This is a genomic window from Corynebacterium xerosis NBRC 16721 = ATCC 373, assembly GCF_001552415.1.
Taxonomy (GTDB): domain Bacteria; phylum Actinomycetota; class Actinomycetes; order Mycobacteriales; family Mycobacteriaceae; genus Corynebacterium; species Corynebacterium xerosis.
This window is the reverse complement of sequence record NZ_BCRD01000003.1, coordinates 222,356-244,269: the sequence shown is the minus strand read 5'-3', so window position 1 is coordinate 244,269 and position 21,914 is coordinate 222,356. Positions and strand designations below refer to the sequence as shown.

The 21,914-nt window shown below is 70.3% G+C and carries 21 protein-coding genes and 1 riboswitch; of the genes, 14 read left to right on the top strand and 7 right to left on the bottom strand.

What is annotated here, in order from left to right; all coding sequences use genetic code 11:
* Positions 1-23: 23 nt before the first annotated feature.
* Positions 24-2,594 carry an ATP-dependent chaperone ClpB gene (gene clpB / locus CX1_RS06700; protein ID WP_060925444.1) on the top strand — a complete coding sequence of 857 codons (2,571 nt, stop codon included), beginning with the start codon at positions 24-26 and terminating at the stop codon, positions 2,592-2,594.
* Positions 2,595-2,723: 129 nt separating this feature from the next.
* Here clpB and CX1_RS06695 read toward each other — a convergent pair whose 3' ends face one another.
* The 3 genes from CX1_RS06695 to CX1_RS06685 all read right to left on the bottom strand — a co-directional run bounded on the left by CX1_RS06695 (position 2,724) and on the right by CX1_RS06685 (position 4,719).
* Entirely contained in the window at positions 2,724-3,143 is a 420-nt protein-coding gene (locus tag CX1_RS06695; RefSeq protein WP_046649636.1) for a hypothetical protein, read from the bottom strand.
* 297 nt (positions 3,144-3,440) lie between these two features.
* Entirely contained in the window at positions 3,441-3,746 is a 306-nt protein-coding gene (locus CX1_RS06690; protein WP_052753043.1) for a hypothetical protein, read from the bottom strand.
* A 160-nt stretch (positions 3,747-3,906) separates the two neighbouring features.
* The gene (locus CX1_RS06685; protein WP_060925443.1) at positions 3,907-4,719 is read right to left on the bottom strand and encodes an SDR family oxidoreductase; all 813 of its coding nucleotides are present in this window, start codon (positions 4,717-4,719) and stop codon (positions 3,907-3,909) included.
* 70 nt (positions 4,720-4,789) lie between these two features.
* Between CX1_RS06685 and CX1_RS06680 the strand changes: the two genes are divergently transcribed.
* The 10 genes from CX1_RS06680 (at position 4,790) to CX1_RS06635 (ending at position 13,606) form a co-directional block, all read left to right on the top strand.
* Positions 4,790-5,617: a sulfurtransferase gene (locus CX1_RS06680; protein ID WP_046649639.1), complete on the top strand. Its 828-nt coding sequence runs from the start codon at positions 4,790-4,792 to the stop codon at positions 5,615-5,617.
* Between the two features lie 25 nt (positions 5,618-5,642).
* Complete coding sequence (locus tag CX1_RS06675) at positions 5,643-7,151, top strand: type III secretion system chaperone family protein (protein WP_060925442.1); 1,509 nt, start codon at positions 5,643-5,645, stop codon at positions 7,149-7,151.
* Positions 7,148-7,702, top strand: a complete 555-nt coding sequence (gene pyrE / locus CX1_RS06670) for an orotate phosphoribosyltransferase (protein WP_046650408.1) — start codon at positions 7,148-7,150, stop codon at positions 7,700-7,702. Before CX1_RS06675 ends, pyrE begins: the two co-directional genes overlap by 4 nt.
* Before the next feature lie 2 nt (positions 7,703-7,704).
* Positions 7,705-8,517, top strand: a complete 813-nt coding sequence (locus tag CX1_RS06665) for a lysoplasmalogenase (RefSeq protein ID WP_060925441.1) — start codon at positions 7,705-7,707, stop codon at positions 8,515-8,517.
* A complete protein-coding gene (locus CX1_RS06660) occupies positions 8,514-9,197 on the top strand; it encodes a TrmH family RNA methyltransferase (RefSeq protein WP_046650409.1) in 684 nt (227 codons plus the stop codon). The genes CX1_RS06665 and CX1_RS06660 overlap by 4 nt, the downstream gene beginning before the upstream one ends.
* 72 nt (positions 9,198-9,269) lie before the next feature.
* Positions 9,270-10,475: a glycoside hydrolase family 76 protein gene (locus CX1_RS06655; RefSeq protein WP_174520153.1), complete on the top strand. Its 1,206-nt coding sequence runs from the start codon at positions 9,270-9,272 to the stop codon at positions 10,473-10,475.
* Positions 10,466-11,383 (top strand): ornithine cyclodeaminase family protein, encoded by a 918-nt coding sequence (locus tag CX1_RS06650; RefSeq protein WP_217994757.1) that lies wholly within the window; start codon positions 10,466-10,468, stop codon positions 11,381-11,383. Before CX1_RS06655 ends, CX1_RS06650 begins: the two co-directional genes overlap by 10 nt.
* 12 nt (positions 11,384-11,395) lie before the next feature.
* A riboswitch (guanidine-III (ykkC-III) riboswitch) is annotated at positions 11,396-11,462 on the top strand.
* Positions 11,463-11,476: 14 nt separating this feature from the next.
* Positions 11,477-11,791 carry a DMT family transporter gene (locus tag CX1_RS06645; protein ID WP_046650410.1) on the top strand — a complete coding sequence of 105 codons (315 nt, stop codon included), beginning with the start codon at positions 11,477-11,479 and terminating at the stop codon, positions 11,789-11,791.
* 23 nt (positions 11,792-11,814) lie between these two features.
* On the top strand, positions 11,815-12,225 hold the full coding sequence (locus CX1_RS06640; protein ID WP_046650427.1) for a DUF3151 domain-containing protein: 411 nt from the start codon (positions 11,815-11,817) through the stop codon (positions 12,223-12,225).
* Between the two features lie 13 nt (positions 12,226-12,238).
* Positions 12,239-13,606: an FUSC family protein gene (locus CX1_RS06635; protein ID WP_052753194.1), complete on the top strand. Its 1,368-nt coding sequence runs from the start codon at positions 12,239-12,241 to the stop codon at positions 13,604-13,606.
* Between the two features lie 24 nt (positions 13,607-13,630).
* On the opposite strand, the gene aqpZ is transcribed toward CX1_RS06635, so the two are convergent.
* Positions 13,631-14,389, bottom strand: a complete 759-nt coding sequence (gene aqpZ / locus CX1_RS06630; RefSeq protein ID WP_371440288.1) for an aquaporin Z — start codon at positions 14,387-14,389, stop codon at positions 13,631-13,633.
* Positions 14,390-14,476: 87 nt separating this feature from the next.
* Complete coding sequence (locus tag CX1_RS06625) at positions 14,477-15,283, bottom strand: hypothetical protein (protein ID WP_255217646.1); 807 nt, start codon at positions 15,281-15,283, stop codon at positions 14,477-14,479.
* A gap of 86 nt (positions 15,284-15,369) precedes the next feature.
* On the opposite strand from CX1_RS06625, the gene CX1_RS06620 reads away from it, so the two are divergent.
* Positions 15,370-16,656, top strand: coding sequence for an adenylosuccinate synthase (locus tag CX1_RS06620; protein ID WP_060925437.1), 1,287 nt, complete (start codon positions 15,370-15,372; stop codon positions 16,654-16,656).
* A 4-nt stretch (positions 16,657-16,660) separates the two neighbouring features.
* Here the strand turns inward: CX1_RS06620 and CX1_RS06615 are convergent, their stop codons facing one another.
* On the bottom strand, positions 16,661-17,863 hold the full coding sequence (locus tag CX1_RS06615; protein ID WP_046650412.1) for an amidohydrolase: 1,203 nt from the start codon (positions 17,861-17,863) through the stop codon (positions 16,661-16,663).
* A 33-nt stretch (positions 17,864-17,896) separates the two neighbouring features.
* Between CX1_RS06615 and CX1_RS06610 the strand changes: the two genes are divergently transcribed.
* Positions 17,897-18,832 (top strand): nucleoside hydrolase, encoded by a 936-nt coding sequence (locus CX1_RS06610; RefSeq protein WP_060925436.1) that lies wholly within the window; start codon positions 17,897-17,899, stop codon positions 18,830-18,832.
* 38 nt (positions 18,833-18,870) lie between these two features.
* On the top strand, positions 18,871-20,091 hold the full coding sequence (gene purT / locus CX1_RS06605) for a formate-dependent phosphoribosylglycinamide formyltransferase (protein ID WP_046650414.1): 1,221 nt from the start codon (positions 18,871-18,873) through the stop codon (positions 20,089-20,091).
* A gap of 56 nt (positions 20,092-20,147) precedes the next feature.
* Here the strand turns inward: purT and CX1_RS06600 are convergent, their stop codons facing one another.
* A complete protein-coding gene (locus CX1_RS06600; protein WP_082719181.1) occupies positions 20,148-21,668 on the bottom strand; it encodes an HNH endonuclease in 1,521 nt (506 codons plus the stop codon).
* Between the last annotated feature and the right edge of the window lie 246 nt (positions 21,669-21,914).

The following is a 21,914-nucleotide window of genomic DNA, read 5'->3' as shown; positions in this document are numbered from 1 at the left end:
GACCCCACGAAAGGACGAGGACCATGTCGTTCACCCCGACCACCAAGACGAACGAGGCCCTGCAGGCGGCGCTGAAGTCCGCGTCCGCCGCGGGCAACCCCGACATCCGCCCGGGCCACCTGCTGGTGGCCCTGCTGGAGCAGCCCGATGGCATCGCCGGCCCGCTGCTCACCGCCGCGGGCGTCGAGCCGACCGGCGCGCTGGCCCGCGCCCGCGCGCTCGTCGCCGGTTACCCCAGCGCGCAGGGCTCCAACATGGCCAACCCGCAGTTCAACCGCGATGCGCTCAATGCGCTGACCGCGGCCGAGGAGCTGGCGGGCGAGCTCGGCGACGAGTACGTCTCCGCCGAGATCCTGCTCATCGGCATCGCCACCGGCCAGTCCGAGGCCGCGAAGTCGCTGCAGGACGCCGGTGCGACGCCGGAGGCGCTGAAGGGCGCCCTGACGTCGGTGCGCGGCAACCGCCGCGTGACCACGGAGGACCCGGAGGAGCAGTACCAGGCGCTGGAGAAGTACGCCACGGACCTGACCGCCCGTGCCCGCGAGGGCAAGATCGACCCGGTCATCGGCCGTGACCAGGAGATCCGTCGCGTGGTGCAGGTGCTGTCGCGCCGCACGAAGAACAACCCGGTGCTCATCGGCGAGCCCGGCGTGGGCAAGACCGCGATCGTGGAGGGCCTGGCCCGCCGCATCGTCGCCGGCGACGTACCGGAGTCGCTGAAGGGCAAGACCCTGATGAGCCTCGACCTGGGTTCGATGGTCGCCGGCGCGAAGTACCGCGGCGAGTTCGAGGAGCGCCTGAAGGCGGTCCTGGACGAGATCAAGGAGTCCGACGGGCAGATCGTCACGTTCATCGACGAGATCCACACCATCGTCGGCGCCGGCGCGACCGGCGAGGGTTCGATGGACGCGGGCAACATGATCAAGCCGATGCTCGCCCGCGGTGAGCTGCGGCTGGTCGGTGCGACGACGCTGGACGAGTACCGCAAGTACATCGAGAAGGACGCCGCGCTGGAGCGCCGTTTCCAGCAGGTCTTCGTCGGCGAGCCGTCGGTGGAGGACACCATCGGCATCCTGCGTGGACTGAAGGAGCGGTACGAGGTGCACCATGGCGTGCGCATCACCGACTCCGCGCTGGTCGCGGCGGCCACCCTGTCGGACCGCTACATCACGTCGCGATTCCTGCCGGACAAGGCCATCGACCTGGTCGACGAGGCCGCGTCGCGTCTGCGCATGGAGATCGACTCCTCCCCGGAGGAGATCGACTCGGCCGAGCGCATCGTCCGCCGCCTGGAGATCGAGGAAATGGCGTTGGAGAAGGAAACCGACGTCGCGTCCCGCGATCGCCTGGAGAAGCTGCGCGAGGAGCTGGCCAACGAGCGCGAGACCCTCACCCAGTTGAAGACCCGCTGGCAGAACGAGAAGTCCTCCATCGATGACGTCCGCGTCGTCCGCGAGGAGCTGGATCAGCTGCGCACCGAGTCCGACAAGGCCGAGCGCGAGGGCGATTACGGCCGCGTCGCCGAGCTGCGGTACGGCCGCATCCCCGAGCTGGAGAAGCAGCTCGCGGAGGCCGAGTCCGCGGTGGAGGAGTCGCAGGGCGAGTCGATGCTCAACGAGGAGGTCTCTCCGCAGGAGGTCGCCGACGTCGTCAGCGCCTGGACGGGCATTCCGGCCGGCAAGATGATGCAGGGCGAGACCGAGAAGCTGCTGTCGATGGAGAAGGTCCTCGGCGAGCGCGTTGTCGGTCAGGAGGAGGCCGTGGTGGCCGTCTCGGATGCGGTGCGCCGCACCCGTGCGGGTGTCGCGGATCCGGATCGTCCGACCGGTTCCTTCCTGTTCCTGGGCCCGACGGGCGTGGGCAAGACGGAGCTGGCGAAGGCTCTGGCGGAGTTCCTGTTCGACGATGAGCGCGCGATGGTGCGCATCGACATGTCGGAGTACGGCGAGAAGCATTCCGTCGCCCGCCTGATCGGTGCCCCTCCGGGTTACGTCGGCTACGACGCCGGTGGTCAGCTGACCGAGGCCGTGCGTCGCCGCCCGTACACCGTCGTGCTGTTCGACGAGGTCGAGAAGGCTCACCCGGACGTCTTCGACGTGCTGCTGCAGGTCCTGGACGAGGGTCGCCTGACCGATGGCCAGGGCCGGACGGTGGACTTCCGCAACACCATCCTGATCCTGACGTCGAACCTGGGCGCCGGCGGCACCCGGGAGCAGGTGATGACGGCGGTGAAGTCGGCCTTCAAGCCGGAGTTCATCAACCGCCTGGATGACGTGGTCATCTTCGACGCGCTGTCCCAGGAGCAGCTGCGCGGCATCGTCGACATCCAGGTCGCGCAGCTGGCGGCCCGCCTGTCGGCCCGTCGCCTGGTGCTCGACGTCGACGACGCGGCGATGGATTGGCTGGCCGAGCGCGGTTACGACCCGGCCTACGGCGCCCGTCCGTTGCGCCGCCTGGTGCAGAAGGCCATCGGCGATGAGCTGGCCAAGCGTCTGCTCGCCGGCGATGTCCGCGACGGCGACCGCGTGCTGGTCCGCGTCTCCGAGGACGGCGAGTCGCTGGTCATCACCGGCGAGCCCCGCGACGAGGAGTAGCTCGCGCGGCTGCGGGCAGGGCCCGTCGCTTTACGACGGCTGATCGCAGATTGGGTGAGGCCGACACATGAAAGCGGGCCGGGTGGAAACACCCGGCCCGCTTTTGCGTCTTCAGGCCGCACCCGCGCCCTACTTCTCCACCGTCACGGTCGTCTCGGCGCGCTCGTCATCGCGTTCGAGCTCAATGCGGTACTCGCCGGCCTTCAGGTCGCCGGCGCCGTCGACAAGCGTCATTTCCATCGAGCTGTCGCAGCCGGCGACGGGCACGGAGTTGATCACTTGGTCGTCGGGGGCGGTGACGGTGAGCACCAGGCGGCATTCCTCGTCCGGCCCGGCCTTCGCGGTCCAGTCGACGGTGTAGCGGGCGGTGCCGGACTCGTCGAATGTCAGGGGCTCGTCGGGCGTGACGCCCAGTTCGATGCTGCCGGCATCTTTGCTTTCCGACGTCTCCGGCGAGGCCTCCTCCGTCGTGCACGCCGCCATCACCAGGGCGGCCGCCGCCAGCGTCGAAGCGATCGAGGAGCGGCGAACCTGCGTGGTGACGTTCATCACTCAAACGTATTAGGTGCCGGCGGGGCATGCAACACCGTTCGCGGCGTGACGGGGGCGTGCGCCTCCCGGGCTTGGGTGGGTTGGCGTGCTACTTCTCGGTTTACGGCCACGCGACGGAAGGACAGGCGCATGCTCGACATCATCATCTCCATCTTCACCGACCCCGGCTTCGCCAAGGGGTTCTTCGGGGCGGCCATCAACCACGCCCGGGATACCTTCGGCGCCTTGTCGTAGGTGGGGGCTCGACGGGTGGGGGCCGTCGTAAAGCGAGAAAGTGAGGGCGAGGGGCTTGGGTCAGCCCTCCACGGCCATCTTGCGCACCGCGGTCTTGTCGCCGGAGGTCAGCTCGATGCCGTCGGCGTCCTGCTCGGCGGGCGGGCCGTTCGAGTCTTCGGGGGATTCTGAGGTGTCTGTGCTCCCCGAGGTTGCGGCCGACTCGGTGGCGTCCGCGGGTGCGGAGGCGACGATGTCGTTGCCGTTGGCGGTCGTATCCTCCGTGTCTCCCGATCCCGCATCCCCGCCGCAGGAGGTGAGAAGCAGTGTCATGGCGACGGTGGGGACGACGAGAGCGGTGCGGCGCTCTGCGCGAGCGATGTACATCACTCAAAACTATTCCGGCTGCACGGGAGTTTCGAGGGATCGATTGCTGGGGTGGCCAACGAGCGATGGCACGATCCGAGCAGAACGAAACGGGCCGGCGTGGATCGATCCACGCCGGCCCGTCGTAAAGCAGAACTCGTAAGCCCCGCCGTCCCTGCCCCTAAAACCCGATTTTGCGCTTCGTGGTCAGCTTGCCGTTGACGAAGCGGGTGAGGAACGGCGGCGACATGTGCGAGCCGGCGAACAGAAGCTTGGCCTGCAGGCCGACGGGGAAGTGGACCTTGGCGGGGGAGCGCGGGGTGCGGCGCTCGCCGTCCTTGTAGCCGGCGTCGATGCAGTCGACGACGGCCGTGGCGACATCGTCGGCGGTCAGGCGGATGCCCAGGCGGGACGTGCCGGTGGTGGCCACGCCGTCGAGCATCCCGGTGTCGGCGAACAGCGGCCACACGGCGGCGACGCGGATGCCCAGGGGGCGCCACTCGTAATCCAGGGCCTCGGTCAGGCCACGGACGGCGAACTTGGACGCCGAGTAGGTGGCCATGTCCGGGGTGCCGTAGATGGCAGCGGCCGACGCCAGGTTGATCAGCTGGCCGCGCGACTCCTTCAGGTACGGCAGCCCCAGCTTCGCGCCGTAGGTGACGCCCTTGACGTTGACGTCGATGATGCGTTCGTCGACGTCGATGCCCGCATCCTCGAAGGCACCGCCATAGAGGACGCCGGCGTTGTTGACGATCACGTCGATGCGACCCCCGGCGACTTCGGCGAAGGACCGCAGCGCGTCGCGCCACTCGTCGGGGTCGCGGACGTCGAGGTGCCCGGTGACCGCGCCCTTGCGGCCCTCGGCCCAGGAGACGTCGTCGGAAATGTCGTAGACGCCGACGGTCCAGCCGCGGTCGAGGAGGATCTCGGCGGTGCTGCGGCCGATGCCTTGGGCGGCTCCGGTGATGAAGGCGGTGCGCGTCGAATTGTTCATTTGATAAGGCTAACTGTTCCGGCGGTCGCGGCGCGGCGGATTCGCCACTTCGCCTCTAGGCTCTACCGGTATGAGCACCTGCATTTCCGCACGGGAACTCCACAGTCACATTCAAGCCGGACGTCGTATCGCGGTCATCGACAGCCGATGGTCCCGCGACCGGTCCGCCTACGGTCACTACACCATGGGCCACATTCCCCTCGCCCTGTTCTGTGATCCGACGTTTGACCTGGTCGGCATCCCCGACCGCGCCCATGGCCGCAACCCGCTGCCGGAGCTGGCGCGGGTGCAGGACGCCTTCGATCGGTGGGGTCTGACCGACGCCCACGAGGTCGTCGTCTACGACCAGAACGACGGCCTGCTGGCGGCGCGCGCCTGGTGGATCCTCACCTGGGCCGGCGTGAAGAACGTCAAGGTCCTCGCCGGCGGCCTGGACGCCTGGGAGGCAGAAGGCTTCGACACCGCCGGCGGCCCGGGCAACCTTCCGCAGCCGGGCAACCTGGTCGCCGAGGCCGGGAACCTGCCGGTCGTCGACGTCGACGAGGTCGCGGCCTGGCCGGATCACGGAGTCCTCATCGATTCTCGCGAGCTGACCCGCTTCCAGGGCCGCGCCGAGCGCCTGGACCTGCAGGCCGGCCACATCCCGGGCGCGGTGAACCTGCCGGCCCGCGCCCTGCAGCGCGAGGGCCGCTTCCTGCCCGTAGAGGAGATCCGCGGAAAGCTCGCCGAGATCGGCGTGACCTCCGGCGATCAGGTCGCCGTGTATTCCGGCTCCGGCCTGCATGCCTCGCTGTTCGTCCAGGCGATGCACGAGGCCGGTCTGCCGGGCGCGTCGCTGTTCATCGGCGGTTGGTCGAAGTGGGCGGGTGATCCGGCGCGGCCCATCGTCCGCCTGTGAGGGAGCCGCATAGACTGTTCCCACGATGACTTACCTCTTCATTTTCCTCGGGATCGCCCTGCTGGGCGCGGGCGCGGCGTTGTTCGTGCTCGATTCGCGCCGCCGCGCGCGGGCGTCTTCTTCGCTTGACGACGCCCACGTGGCCCCCGGCACGGCCCCCGAGACCGAAGAGGCGCGGGGATCGGATGTCGCGGACCTCGGCGAATCCGAGTCGGAGGCTGCACGAGAGCCTGCAGTCGAGCCCGGGCCCGAGCCCGAACCCGAGGACGACCGGGAGCCGGTGATCGACGTCGACGCCGAGCCGGAACTCGATCATGGGCCGGAACCGGTGCCCGCACCCGAACCCCGGCCCGACCCCGAGCTGTCGCGCGAAGCGCACACGGTGGTCGAGGCCGAGTCGGCCGAAAAGACCGAGTCTGCGGATGTCGCCGCATCGGCCGCCCCCACCGACCCCATCGATCCCGCCGACGAACCCCTGGATCTCGAACCCGAACCCGCTCCGGTGCGCCGCCATCGCCCGTCGCTGGCGTCGCGATTCCCGACGCGGGAGGACCTCCGCAACGTCGGCCCGCTGGCGGGCATGGCGGCCCGCCGAGCCCGCAGGGCGTGGGCGCTGGGTCGCAACGCGGACTTCCGCAAGATCGACGCCGAGGTCGCCTCGTGGTGGGACCGCGTGCCCGCCGGAGACGCCCGCGACGTGGTCAGCGGTTTCGCCCACGGCCGCGAGATGCACCTGTGCGACGTCGGCGGCGTGACACTGCTGGCGCTGCGCCGCGCCATCCCGTCCGACGAGATCCTGGAGTTCTCCCGCGACGGCCGCACCGACCTCCCGGAGGTCGGCGTCGAAGACGGCATCACCGTCTCCGCCACCGACCCGGAGATCATCCACCGCATCTTCGACGAGCGCGCCCACCGCGCGCTGCGCGACCTCCCCGACGTCATCGACGCCGCCTGGGCGGAGGGTGAGTGGGTCATCGGCGCATTCGCCGACGGCTCCGGCCCCGACGACTGGGACGACGCGCTGGCCCCGTTGGCCGCGTTCGCCGACATCGCCCGCCGCCTGCCCCCGTCGCCGGGGTCCATCGGCGAACTCGACGCCGGCCACCGCGACCCCACCCGCCCGGCCGCCGGCGACGGGGAGGTCGCCGCGCCGGGCCACCTGCGCCCGCTGGCGTCCGGTTCGCCGGTCGCCACGGCACCCGCGGCCGCCACGGCCGTCGCCGAACCCGCCGACGAAGCCCCCACCTGGCGCCCGCCGACCGCGCCGCCGGTGCCGGTGGACATGCCGACGCGGTCCGTCGGAAAGCGGATGGGCGACGGCGAGTTCCGGGACATCGGCGAGTCCGCCTCGGGCCTGCCCGCGCTGGGCGAGGACCCCGAACACAGCCGGGCCACCGTGACCGGCGGCCGGATCATCCGCCCCGACACCGGGCCCGCCGGAATTTTCGGCGACGGAGCACCCGAGCCAGACACCACCGAAGCCTCAGACAGCACCGACACGGACACCGACGAAGACAAGGACCAGCAGCAATGAACAACCCCCAGGTAGACGCCACTAAGCTCGCGGAACTCGCCGAGCTGGTCAAGGAGCTGGCCGTCGTCCACGGCAAGGTGACGCTGTCGTCGGGCAAGGAGGCCGACTACTACGTCGACCTGCGCCGCGCGACGCTGCACCACAAGGCGTCCGGCCTGATCGGCGAGCTGCTGCGCCAGCTCACCGCCGACTGGGATTACGTCTCCGTCGGCGGTCTGACCCTGGGCGCCGACCCGGTGGCCACCTCCGTCATGCACGCCGCCGGCCGCCCCATCGACGCGTTCGTGGTGCGCAAGGAAGCCAAGAAGCACGGCATGCAGCGCCGCGTCGAAGGCCCCGACATCGTCGGCGCGAAGGTCCTCGTCGTCGAGGACACCACCACCACCGGCAACTCGCCGCTGACCGCCGTCGCCGCGCTGCGCGAAGCCGGCGCCGACGTCGTGGGCGTGGCCACCGTCGTCGACCGCGCCACCGGCGCCGCCGACGTCATCCGCGAGCAGGGGCTGGAGTACCGGTACCTGCTCGGACTGACCGACCTGGGACTGGAGTAGACATGGGCAAGAAGACCGTGACCATCGGGGCAGAGACCGTCAAGCAGGCGGCGCTGCGCCGCACTTTCGAAGGCGCCGGTGCGCTGATCAGCGCCGTCTCCCGCTCCACGCGCGAGCCGGAGCGCGCCGCGTACGTCGGCGCCGCCACCGTCAACGTGGTGTCCTCGGCGCTGGGCGCGGAGAAGGTCCGCAAGGTGTCGAAGACGCTGCTCATGCCGCTGCTGGCCGCCTCCGTGGTGCGCCGTCGCCACGAGACGAAGCCCGCCGTCACCGCAGGCCTGCTCATCGGCCTGGCCGGTGGCTGGCTCGGTGACCTGGTGCTCATGCCGCGCAAGAACGACCTGAACAAGGGCGCCGCGGCGTTCGCGGTCAATCAGATCGCGTACATCAAGATGCTTCACGACGCCGGGGCCCGCCCCAACCGTTTCCGCTCCCTGGCCCGCTACCCGCTGTGGGCGGCGTCGACGGCCGGTGCGGCGTTCACGCGCCCGGACCTGCTGCCCGCGGCCGCCGGGTACGGCCTGCTGCTGACCACCACCTCCATGCTCGGCGACGACCCGGTGCTCGAGTCCGCCGGCGCCGCCGGACCCGCCCGCCCCGTCGGCGCGGCGGGGGAACTCGCCGAAGGCGACCCCCGCTACGGCATCGGCCACGGCGGCAACCTGTTCCTCGTCTCCGACGCGCTGCTCATGCTGCGCGCGCTGGTCGGCGAGGAGGGCGTCGTCGGAAAGCTCCTGGACGCTGGAGTCATGGACACCTACACCGCGGCGCAGCTGCTGCTCGTCGACGGCATCCTGGAGCTCGGCCGCAAGTGAGCGGTGAACTTCCCGGCGGCGGGGACGAGCCCGGCCCCACCGAATGGGGCCGGCCGCGCGTCGGCGTGGGCCCGTGGGCGCACGAGCACCCCGACCAGCCCAGGCCGACCGACCCCCGGTTCGATCCGGAGCTTCTCGACGACGGCGACCGCCGCAACGTCGTCGACGCGTACCGGTACTGGACGCGCGAAGCGATCGTCGCGGACATCGACGCGCGGCGGCACCCGCTGCACGTGGCCATCGAGAACTTCGAAAACGACATGAACATCGGCACCGTGGTGCGCACCGCCAACGCGTTCGCGGCGGCGGCCGTGCACATCGTGGGCCGGCGGCGCTGGAACCGGCGCGGCGCGATGGTCACCGACCGCTACCAGCACCTTCACCACCACGACACCGTCGACGAAGTCGTGGCGTGGGCGCGGGAGCGGGGGCTTGCGGTGGTGGCCGTGGACAACGTGCCCGGGTCGGTGCCGCTGGAGACGGCGGAGCTGCCGCGCGAATGCCTGCTGCTGTTCGGGCAGGAGGGCCCGGGCGTCACCGAGGCCGCCCGCGACGCCGCGGACATGACGGTGTCCATCGCCCAGTTCGGGTCGACGCGGTCCATCAACGCCGGCGTGGCGGCGGGGATCGCCATGCACGCGTGGATTCGAACGCACGCGCAGATCGGCGACGCGTGGTGAATCCGCGGCGGCACGTAATATGAGCGGGGATTAACCGGGAACACCGGAGAGGAGCGCCACGTGGTGACCAGGATGTCGCGAACCGAGGCCGAGAACTGGGCCTATCGCGCGGATGTGGCCGAGCAGGCGATCAGGGACCGGCACGCGTCCCGCCTGTGGGGGCTGCCGGGGACGAATCTGGCGGTGCCGTCGTGGCCCGCGCCGGTGGCGCACAAGGCCTTCATGTCGTGGCATTACTGGTGGCAGGCGCATTATCTGGACTGCCTCATCGACGCCGCCGCGCGCGTGCCGTCGCGCGAGAAGTCCAAGGCGGTGCAGGCGACCATCCGCGGCATCCGCATCCGCAATCTGTCGCCGCTGTCGTCGAACAAGTACTACGACGATCGCGCGTGGATGACGTTGGCGCTGGGCCGGGCGAGCCAGGTCGGCCGGGGCGCCCGCGGCACGAACCGCCGTTTGCTCCATTCGCTGGCGGAGGGCATCGATCCGTCGACGGGCGTGCTGCCGTGGCGGGTGGGCGACGTGTTCTTCAACGTGCCCTCCAACGGGCCGGCGGCCATCGCCTTCGCCCGCGCCGGGCGGTTGGACGAGGCCTGCACGCTGGTGGACTGGATCTTCGACAACCTCGTCGACGATTCGGGGTTGATCCTCGACGGCGTGCGCCTGGCCATGGCCGGCAGGGAGATCGAGCGCGGCCGCTACACGTACAACCAGGGCGTCATGATCGGCGCGTGCCTGGAGATCGCCCTGGCGCTGCGCGAGCGCGGCGACCGTGAGGCATCGACGGGTTACCTCACCCGCCTGCACAACATCATTCACGCGGTGGCCAAGGACATGGCGACGTCGGACAACGTGATCAAGGGCGGCGGTGGTGGCGACGGCGGCCTGTTCAACGGCGTGCTGGTGCGCTACCTGGCCGACGCCGCGCTGCGCCTGCCGGATGACGGCCGCACCGACCGCGCGGCCTCCCGCATCGCCCGCCGTCTGGTGCTGGCCACGGCCAACAGTGCGTGGCACAACCGCCTGGAGGTCGACGGCCTGCCGCTGTTCCCGGCCGATTGGACGAAGTCGGCCACGTTCCCGCAGGCCGGTGGCCTGGTGTCGGCGTCCGTCGGCGGTGCGGTGCGCGAGGGCGCGATCCGCGAGCGCGACCTGTCGGTGCAGCTGTCCGGCTGGATGCTCATGGAGGCCGCCGCCCGCGTCGCCGAGGACGCCCGCCGCAAGACCGATTCCCCCGACCAATCCCCGCATACCCCGAAGGGTCCTTCGTGCGAGTAGTCGATTCCGCCGCCGTCCGTTCCGCCATGACCGTCGGCCGCGCCGCCTACGTGCTGCGCGCCGCGTTGCTCGAGGGCCTCGATCCGGCCGCCGACATCCCCCGCGGCGGCGCCGAGGTGCCGTCGGGCGGCCAGCTGCTGTGGATGCCGTCGACGTCGCGCGACCATGCGGGAGTCAAGCTGCTCACCGTCGGCGGCGACCCGTGGATCCAGGGCGCCTACCTGCTTTTCGACGGCCCGACGCTCGTCCCCGTCGCCCTGCTCGACGGCCCGGCGCTGACGGATCTGCGCACCCCGGCGGTGTCCTTCGCAGGTGTGCTGGAGATCCTCTCCGCCCGCCGCCGCCCCGGCGCGCCGCTGCGGGTGGCCATCATCGGTTCCGGCCCGCAGGCCGTCCACCACGCCCTCGGTGCGGTGGAGCTGTTCGGCGGTGGCAAGGGCGGCGAGGACGGCGTCGAGGTCACCTTCGTCGTGCGCACCCCGCGCGACATCGACTGCGACGTGCCGCACGTCGTGGCCACGGAGCTGCCGGCCGACGCCGACTTCATCGTCTGCGCCACCTCGGCCGCCGAACCGGTGCTGGCGGATGCCGACGTCGCCGATCACGCCGTCGTCGTGGCCATGGGCGCCCACGACCCCGCCAAGCGCGAACTGCCCGGCGAGCTGATGGGCCGCGCCGCCGTCATCGTCGAGGACCCCCACGTCGCCGAAACGGAATGCGGCGACGTGATGATCGCCGTCGACGAAGGCCACCTCGAACGGGGCGACTGGACGACGTTCCGGGACGTCGTCGTCAAGCCGGGACTGGCCCGCGAACTGGCCGACTCCGACCGCCCGGTGGTGTTCAAGACCGCCGGGATGAGCTGGGAGGACCTGGCCGTGGCAGTGGAAGTCGACGCGCGACTTTGACATGATGTGAGGCCAGAGACGCACAGCGCGACCTCCCGGACGAGGGAGCCGTACCCGGTCCATGACAAGACGGCCTGAAAGGGATGTTTTGTCATGGCATGGTTGATTCTCGCCGTTTCCGGGGTTTTCGAGTCCGTCTGGGCGGTGGCGCTCGGCAAGTCCGAGGGGTTCACGCGGCTGTGGCCGACGGTCGTGTTCCTGGTCGCCCTGGTGATTTCCATGGGCGGCCTGGCCTGGGCGATGCGCGAGCTGCCGCTGGGCACGGCGTATGCGGTATGGGTGGGCATCGGCGCCACGCTGACCGTCGCCTACGGCATGATCTTCGACGGCGACCCGGCGACGCCGCTGCGGATGCTGTTCCTGGCGCTGATCGTCGGCGGCATCGTCGGACTCAAGGCACTGGCGTAGCGGTCGCTGGCATAGTGGTCGCCATGAAGCTCAACGACATGATGGCGCCCCCGCCGGTCCACCTCCCCCCGTTCGACGACGCCGAAGCCGCCCGCGCGGCCGGCAAGCCCGCCGACCAGGTCATCCGCGATTGCCCGCGCGATTCCCGCGCCTGGGCGGACCTGGCGGAGGCGGCGCTGGAGCGCGGCGACGACGTCACCGCCTACGCCTTCGCCCGCACCGGCTACCACCGTGGCCTGGACCTGCTGCGCGGCAACGGCTGGAAGGGCTTCGGCCCGGTGCCGTGGTCGCACGAGCCCAATCGCGGCGTCCTGCGCGCCATTTCGGCGCTGGCGAAGGCCGCCCGCGCCATCGGCGAGGACGACGAGTACGACCGCTGCCTGGCCCTGCTGCAGGATTGCGATCAGTCCGCGGTGGCCGCCACCGACCTGTAGGGGCGCGCGGCCCATGCACGATCCCTGCGAACCCGGCCAACCGCGCGAGCCCCGCGACGTCGGCCACGACGCCACGGAGTACCTCGACGCCCTGCGCCACCCGGCGTCGCGTGCGGCGATGGCGGTGCGCCGCCGGATGCGCCCGCGCACGCGATTCCTGCATGGCGTTGAGCGGCTGCGGACGCGGTGGCTGCTGGTCATCCAGGCGTCGGTGGCGGCGGGCCTGGCGTACTGGTTCGCGCTGGAGGTCCTGGGTCACCCGAATCCGTTCTTCGCGCCGATGGCGGCGTTCATCGGCCTCAACGTCATGGTGGCCGGGCCGCGCCTGAAATTCAGCATGGAGCTGGTCTTCGGTGCGGCGCTGGGCGTCGGCGTCGGCGACGTCATCTTCTCGGTCCTCGGGCCGGGCGTGTGGCAGCTGACCGTCGGCGTGCTGGTGGCCATGATGATCGGCGTTTTCGTCGGCCGCGGCCCACTCGTGGTCAATCAGGCGGCGTCGTCGGCGGTGCTCATCGCCACGATCATGCCGCCGGGCACGTCCCTGTCCTACGAGCGCATGGTCGACGCCCTGGTCGGCGGCCTGATTGGCGTGCTGGTCATGGCGGTGCTGCCGCGCAATCCCACGGCGGAGGCGCGGCGCACGGTGGCCATGGTCCTCGACCTCGGGTCGGATGTGCTTTACGACGTGGCGCGCGGCCTGCGCGACCGGGACACCGACCGCATCCGGGCGGGATTGCAGGTGGCGCGGGCGTCGCAGAACGACGTCACGCAGATGGACCGCATCATCGCCGACGGCGTCGAGCAGGTGCAGTTGTCGCCCCTGCTGTGGGGGCGGCGTCGCCAGTTCCGAACGCTGGCCCGGCTGGTGCACCCCGTGGACAACGCCCTGCGCAACATCCGCGTGTTGGCGCGGCGGGCGATCACGGCGTCGGAGGACCACACGGAGCCGTCGCCGGAGCTGGTCGAGCTGGTGATGGGCGTCAGCCACGCCATGCACGTGGTGCGCCGGCTGCTCGACGACACCCCGTCGCTGGCGGAGGTCCCCGAATGGGGCGAGCTGCCCCCCGACGATTCGAAGACCGGCACCTTCGCCGTCGTCGACCCCGGCGACGGCGGGGACAGGGCGGAGGGCCCCGAACCCGTCACGCACGAGGCGGCGATCCGCGAGCTGCGCATCCTCGCCGCCCACATGAAGCCGGCGGTGGTCGAAGGGGCGACGCTGTCGGAGATGGTCATCTTCGCGCAGTGCCGGTCGCTGGTCGTCGACCTGCTGCAGGTCTGTGGCCTGTCGCGGCTGTCCGCGGTCGCCGCCCTGCCGCCGACGGTGTCACGGCCGGCGATGCCGCCGGAGGTGTGGGACCTCGACGAGGGTGAGGATTAAAGGGCGAGGATCAAGGGGCGAGGATCAGTCCCTGGCGTCGGTGATGAACTTGTACGTCACGCCGGCGATGATCGCGCCGATGATGGGCGCGAGCCAGAACACCCAGAGCTGGCCGGGCGCGCCGTCGCCGTGGAAGAACGCCACGCCCATCGAGCGCGCCGGGTTCACCGAGGTGTTGGAGATCGGGATGGAGATCAGGTGGATCAGGGTCAGCGCCAGGCCGATGACGGCGCCGGCCGCGCCCGGAGTGGCGCGCTTGTCGGTGACTCCGAGGATGATCCACAGGAAGAACGCGGTGAGCACGATCTCCGCGATGAGCACCGCCGTCAGGCCGTAGCCGTCGGGGGAGTGGGCGCCGTAGCCGTTGGCGGCCATGGAGCCGGTGGCCTCGAACCCGTCCTTGCCCGAGGCGATGATGTAAATCAGCCCGCCGGCCAGCAGACCGCCGATGACCTGGGCGACGATGTATCCGGGCACGTCGCGCCACCGAAAGCGGCGGCCGACGGCAAGCCCGATGGTGACGGCCGGGTTGAAGTGCCCGCCGGAAAACGTGCCGAAGCTGTACGCGCCGGTGAACACGGTCAGGCCGAAGGCCAGGGCCACGCCGAGGTAACCCAGGCCCATGTTGATGTTGCCTTCCTGGATCTGGCTGGCTGCGAACACCGCGGACCCGGCGCCGCCGAAGACCAGCCACAGGGTGCCCAGCATTTCGCAGAGCAGCCGGGCGATCATGCTCGGATCGTGGACGGTGGGGATGGGGCCTGTCTTGACGTCGGTGGACATGGGGGCCGCCTTTCGTGCTTTCGGGTAAGAAAGAGCTTCCCCGCAGCCTAGGCGTTCAGGGCGTTCACCGCACCGGCCCGCACCACCTCACCGCACCAGCTGCAGATCCAGCAGGTGACGGTAGATGGTCGTCTTCTCGCGCGGCTTCTTGGTCTCCACGCCGTCGCGGACGTAGCGGAATCCCGGCCCGCCGGCCTGGACCGCGCGCCCCGTCAGGGGCTCGTGCAGCATGCGGGGGTTGCCGGCCATGTCGGCGAGGCCGTCGTCGTCGGAAAGCTTGGTGCGGAACAACCCGCGGCGCTGCCCCGGAGGCGGCGGCAACTCGGCCGCGACCAGCCCCGGGGCGTCCGGCAGGGCGCGGACCTGCACGCCATGCGAAACGCCGGAGAACAGCTCGCCGCTGTCGACCCACACCTCGCCGCGCAGGCCGCCGCGCGAGGACGTGCCCTCGATTCCCGGCTCCGTGAGCAGCGCGAATCCCACGATCGCCTGGCCCGTGTCGTCGCGGATCAGAGGCACGGGGCGGACGGGGCGCGTCTCGGCGTCGGCCATGGACAGGCCGAACTCGCCGGAGCCCGCGGAATCCGAATCGCCGACCAGCCCCCAGTTCCGGGCCGCCGGCGACGGCGCGGTGGGCACGTGCGCGACCTCGAACCACAGCAGATTGCGCCGCATCAAATGCGTGACCACCGCGGCCAGCGACGCGTCGGGGCCGACGACGATCACCCGCGCCGGCTCGCTCGGCCGTTGCGGGGCGAGCTGCGGGGCGCCCAGGTGCGGCACCTCCTTGCCCTTGGCGATTTCGTCGGGCGTGGGGTTGTCGTCGTGGGGCAGGACCTGCTTCGCGACGTCGTCGAGGAACGCCAGGTCGCGCCGGCCGGGGAGGAGGGGCATGTCGCCGACACCGCAACGCAACGTCAAAATCCGCATGCGACTACACTAGCCGGGGGTTTATCAACCGACTTGTTGGAGTGAATGACATGGCCGCAATCATCGTGGTGGGCGCCCAGTGGGGCGACGAGGGCAAGGGCAAGGCGACCGACATCCTCGGCGGCCGCGTCGATTACGTGGTCAAGCCCAACGGCGGCAACAACGCCGGCCACACGGTCGTCGTCGGCGGCGAGAAGTACGAGCTCAAGCTCCTTCCCGCCGGCGTGCTGTCCGAGAACGCCACGCCGATGATCGGCAACGGCTGCGTGGTCAACCTGGAGGCCCTTTTCGAGGAGATCGACGGTCTCGAGGCCCGCGGCGCGGACACCTCCAAGCTGCGCATTTCCGGCAACGCCCACATGGTCGCGCCGTACCACCAGACCCTCGACCGCGTCACCGAGCGGTTCCTGGGCAAGCGCGCCATCGGCACCACCGGCCGCGGCATCGGCCCGACGTACGCCGACAAGGTCGGCCGCGTGGGCCTGCGCGTGCAGGACATCTTCGACGAGTCGATCCTGCGCCAGAAGATCGAGGCGGCGCTGCACCAGAAGAATCAGATCCTGGTGAAGCTGTACAACCGCCGGGCCATCGAGGCCGACCGCATCTTCGACTACTTCATGTCCTACGCGGACCGCCTGAAGCCGATGGTCGTCGATTCGGCGTACGTGCTCAACGAGGCCCTCGACGCCGGCAAGCACGTCCTCATGGAGGGCGGCCAGGCGACGATGCTCGACGTCGACCACGGCACCTACCCGTTCGTGACCTCGTCGAACCCGACGTCGGGCGGCGCGTGCGTCGGCGCGGGCATCGGCCCGACGAGGATCACGTCGACGCTGGGCATCATCAAGGCGTACACCACCCGCGTCGGCGCGGGCCCGTTCCCCACGGAGCTGTTCGACAAGTGGGGCGAGTTCCTGCAGACCACCGGCGGCGAGGTCGGCGTCAACACCGGCCGCCTGCGCCGCTGCGGCTGGTACGACTCGGTGCTGGCCCGCTACGCCTCCCGCGTCAACGGCTTCACGGACCTGTTCGTGACCAAGCTCGACGTGCTCACCGGCATCGGCGAGATCCCGATCTGCGTGGCCTACGACGTCGACGGCGTCCGCCACGACGAGATGCCGCTGACGCAGTCGGACTTCCACCACGCCGTGCCAATCTACGAGACCATGCCGGCGTGGGACGAGGACATCACCGGCTGCACCACTCTGGAGGAGCTGCCGGAGAAGGCCCGCGATTACCTCGCGCGGCTGGAGGAGCTGTCGGGTTGCCGCATCTCCTACGTCGGCGTCGGCCCGGGCCGCGACCAGACGATCATCGTCAACGACCTGCTGGCTTAACCGGTCAGTCGGCCGCCAGCCACGCGCAGGCGGCGACGACGATGGCCTGTGCGCCCCGGTCGAGCGTGGGTTGGATGTCCGGGGCGAATTTCGGCGAGTGGTTGCCGGGGGCGGATTCCATGTCGGCGAATCCGCCGAGCCCCCAGTAGCAGTACGGGGTGCCGAAGGCGTCGGGGATGATGGAAAAGTCCTCGGAGGCGGGGGCGGCCGGCATGTCCACCGAGTCGTCGCCGAAGTAGCCGTCGAACGCGGCGCGGACGCGGTCGGTGACGGCATCGTCGTTGATGGTCAGCGGGTATTGGTCGTAGTACCGGAATTCGGGGGCCTTGGGGGAGCGGACCGCGTCGCATTCCGCGCGGACGATGCGTTCGATGGCGGCGTGGAGCCGTTCGGCGACGTCGGTGTCGTAGGCGCGGGTGTTGACCAGCAGCGTCACCGAGTCGGGGATGATGTTCGACTTCGTGCCGCCGTGGAAGCTGCCGACGGTGACCACGGCCGTGTCGGTCGGCGCGACTTCGCGGGAAACGATGGTCTGCAGCCGCCCGACGATGGCCGCGCCCAGCACGATCGGGTCGACGCCCAGATTCGGCATGGAGCCGTGGGTGCCGGCGCCGTGGACGGTGATCTCGATGGAGCTCGCCGTCGTCAGCACCGGTCCGCGCCGCGTGCCCACCGCCCCGCCGGGCACGGTCCCCAGCACGTGCTGTGCCAGCGCCACGGCCGGCTTCGGCAGCTTGTCGACGATGCCGGCGTTGACCATGTCCCGCGCCCCCGCGCCTGCTTCCTCGCCGGGCTGGAAGATGGCCAGGAACGTCCCCGACCACGCGTCGCGGTGCTCGTTCAGTTGTTCCACCGCGCCGAGCAGGGCGGTGACGTGGACGTCGTGGCCGCAGGAGTGGGCGACCCCGGGGTTGACCGAGGCGTAGTCGACGCCGGATTCCTCGTCCATGGGCAGCGCGTCGAAGTCGGCGCGCATGGCCACGACGGGGCCGTCGCCGTTGCGGATGACCCCGACGCGGCCGGTGACGCCGATCGCGATGTCCTCGACGCCCATCCGCGCCAGCTCATCGGCGATGACCCCGGAGGTGCGGTGCTCCTCCATCGACAGTTCGGGGTGCCGGTGGAGGTCCTTGTACAGGGCCTCGCGGGCGGCGGCGGTGTCGGCGAGGTCGGCGAGGATGGCGGCTGCTGCTTCGTTCGCGGTCATGGGGCCAGGGTAGGTCGCGGTTATGGTTGGCGCATGACCTCCCACCGCCGCCGCATCGTCGCCGACGTCGACACCGGCATCGACGACATGCTCGCCCTGATCTACCTCGCCGGCCTGCACCGCGCCGGCGAGATCGAGCTCGCCGCAGTGACCGCCACCGCCGGCAACACCACGGTGTGCCAGGCCTCCCGCAATTCCCGCTGGATCCTGGACCTGTGCGGCTGCCCCGACGTGCCCGTCGCCGCGGGGTTCGGGGCACCGCTGAAGGTGCCGCTGACCACGACGCCGGAAACCCACGGGGAGTTCGGCCTCGGCTTCAACCGGCCCCCGTCGTCCGGCGCGGCGGTGGAAGCCTGCGACGCCACCGGCGCCGCGCCGGGCGCCTGGACCCTCGCCCTCGACGCGGGTCCCGCCGACCTGCTGGTCACCGGGCCGCTGACGACCGTCGCACGGTTCCCGGAGCTCGCCGCGCGCTTCGATCGCCTCACCGTCATGGGCGGCGCCGTCGATCACCCCGGCAACACCACACCGACGGCCGAATGGAACTTCTGGGTCGACCCCGACGCGGTGGCGGCGGTGTTCGGTGGTGGTGGCCGGCCCCTGACGCTGTGCCCCCTCGACGTCACCGAGACGATCATCGTCCGCCCGGAGGACATCGAGCGGTGGGCCATCCCCGGCGAACTGGGCACCGTCGTCGCCGATGCGCTGCGCTTCTACTTCGGTTTCCACCGCGGCCAGGGCATCGGCTACCTGGCGCAGGTCCACGACCTCTTCGCTGCGATGGTCGCCTGCGGGACGGTGGATTTCGGCGTCGAGGCCATGAATCTGCGCGCCGTCGCGGGCGACCGGGGCGCGGTCGAGCGCACGGCCGGGGACGGCGGTGGCCGGGAGGTGGGCGTCATCAAGCAGGTCGATCCCGCTGCCGTGCACGCCGAATTCGACCGGGTGCTGCGCCTAGGATGTAACTGACGCGATTCGCCGCGGCGACCGACCACCGAGGAGATCCAATGTTCACCCCCGCATCCATCGGCACCCCGTACACGGAGGGCGCCACGCGAGTTCTGCTGCTGGGATCGGGTGAACTGGGCAAGGAAGTGGCCATCGCGTTCCAGCGTCTCGGCGTCGAGGTCCACGCCGCCGACCGCTACGCCCACGCCCCGGCGCATCAGGTGGCGCATTTCTGGCACGAGCTGGACATGACCGACGCGGAGGCCGTGAAGGACCTCGTCGCCGAGGTTCGCCCCGACTTCATCGTGCCGGAGATCGAGGCGCTGGCCACAGATGCGCTCGTCGAGCTGGAGGCCGCCGGCGACGCCACCGTGGTCCCGACGGCCCGCGCCGCGCAGCTGACCATGAACCGCGAGGGCATCCGCCGCCTGGCCGCCGAGGAGGTCGGCCTGCCGACGTCGCGCTACCGCTTCGCCTCGACGCGGGAGGAGTTCGCCGCGGCCGTCGAGGAGATCGGCTTGCCGTGCGTGGTCAAGCCGGTGATGAGCTCGTCCGGCAAGGGCCAGTCCACCGTGCGGTCCCGGGAGGACGTCGGCGCCGCGTGGGATTACGCCATGAGCGGCGGCCGCGTGTCCTCGGGGCGCGTCATCGTCGAGGGTTTCGTCGACTTCGACTACGAGATCACGTTGCTCACCGTCCGTTCCATCGATCCAGCCACCGGCGAGCCGGCGACGTGGTTCTGCGAGCCCATCGGCCACCGCCAGGTCGACGGCGATTACGTCGAGTCGTGGCAGCCGATGCCGATGTCGCAGGTCGCGCTGGACAACGCCCGTTCCGTCGCCGCCCGCATCACCGGCGCACTCGGCGGCCGCGGCATCTTCGGCGTGGAGCTGTTCGTCCGCGGCGACGACGTGTGGTTCTCCGAGGTCAGCCCCCGTCCCCACGACACCGGCCTGGTCACCATGGGCACACAGCGCTGTTCCGAGTTCGAGCTCCACGCCCGCGCGATCCTGGGACTGCCCATCGACGTCACGCTGACGTCGCCGGGGGCGTCGGCGGTCGTCTACGGCGGACTCGATGCGGTCGCCCCGTCCTATTCCGGGCTTGCCGACGCGCTGGCCGTCCCCGAAACCGACGTGCGCATCTTCGGCAAGCCCGAAGCACACGAACGCCGCCGCATGGGCGTTGCCGTGTCCACCGCCGAGACCGTCGACGTCGCCCGCGAGAACGCCTTCACCGCCGCCTCTGCATTGAAAGTCTCTGCTGAGCCGGTGAAGTAGGCGGTGAGTGAAGTAGGCGGCGGGTGAATCAACCGAACCGGTGAAGTAGCCGGCCCTCACGCCGCCTCGCCGAAAATTCGCTCGACTTCCGCTTGGCGGCGACGGGCTTCTTCGCTGATGAGTCCTCCTTCGTCGTTCCCACGTTGTTTCGCCCGCGCTTCGGCGACGATGGCGCGTTCGGCTTCCATGATCCGCAGCCTTTTCTCGTTGTGTTCGGCCAGGGTGCGCCGTTTGCGCATCTGCCGGGCGGTGAAGTTGGTGCGGTGTTTCCCGGCGAGCGGTCCCGACGGCACGCTGGCGGCGACCAGCCCCGTCGACCGCGAGGTCCAGTACTCGGTGCCGTCGGGAAGTCGGAGCACGTCCCACAACTCCTGCGTTTTCAGATCGTGGTGCCGTTTGCACAGGCAGTGGAGGTTTTCGGTGTCGGTCGCGCCGCCGGCACCCGGATCGTCGTGGTCGAAGGGCTCCACGTGGTCGCCTTCGGTGCGGTGGGCGGGCCGGTCGCAACCGGGGAAGCGGCACGTGCCGTCGCGGCCGACGATGAACGCCTTCTGCGCCTCCGACGGCGCGTACCCGCCGGTGGTCGAGTCGCCGCAGAGCCGGGCGCCGTCGATCATTCCCAACCAGTCGTCGGACATGATTCCGGCGGCCCATCGGCCCGTGCCGGGTACCCATGTGTCACCGGTTTCCCAGCTCTTGTAGACGTTCAACGTCACCGACACTTCGCTGGTGCCCCGCACCAGGTGGGTCAGGGCTTCGGCACGCGAGCACTTCTCGGCGGCGCAGATGGCGCCGAGGACGGCGAACAATTCGTGCGCCCGTGCCTTATCCAGTTGCGCGGTGATGTAGGTGACGCGCTCGTCCTGAGCGACGTCGATGAACTCCTGCGGTGGCGCATCGGGATCCGCGGCCGGGGCGGGCACGTCGGACGACTCGGGGTCCGCGTCCAATGGCCGCGCCAGCGGAGCCAACCTTTCGATGACTTCCTGGATGCGATTATGCAGCGCCCGCCATCCCTTGAGCCCCTGCCCGTCCCGCTTCGGCAGGATCAGTGGGAGCAGCATCTCCTCCAACTCCACGAGGATGTCGTCGGGTGCGGTCAGCGTGCAGCGGGCGAGGGTGCGCACGTGCGAAAACGGCATGTGGCCCCGGTGCCGCAGAACCCGGGCCAGCCGCGGGAACCTCTTCAACATGGTGCCGACGTCCGCATAGCACTCGGCGAACCCCGGCGTCATGCCGAACTGCAGGGCCATGTGCGCCAGGTGGTCCGCGACGTCCGCGGTGCCGTCTGGTGGCGCGCATGCTTCGGCGATGCGCAGTTCATCGCGGTTGTGGCGGATGCCGATGATGGACGCCGCGCCCGCGAACTCGTGCACCCAGCGAGCCGCGCCGGGCGCGCACGCGGCGTCGAAGGGCGATGGCCTGTTCCGGTGTGCGCCGAATGGTGCCGGGTCCGGTGCATCGGCAGATGTTTCGGCAGGTGCTGCGGTAGGTGCTTTCGTAGGTGCTTCGGTTGGTGTCTCAGCCGGTGTTGCAACCGGCCTGTCGGTCGGTGATTCGGATGCGTGATCGCGCATCGATGTCCCCCGGTCTTCCCCGGTATCCGACGGCCGCCGATGGCGCCCCTCACGCCATCTCCCCTTCGTCCGTCAGTTCGCATGCTAGAACATCGCGCGGATTTCAAACCCTCGACAGCGCGACGAATTAGTAAATGTGTTCGAATGTAGGGCAGGGTGAGGCTGAAACCAGCGGGCTCCTATACGATCTGGATGGCTGCCCGCGGCGAATTCGAAATGCGTCGGATCGGCGGAGCCCGCCGCGCG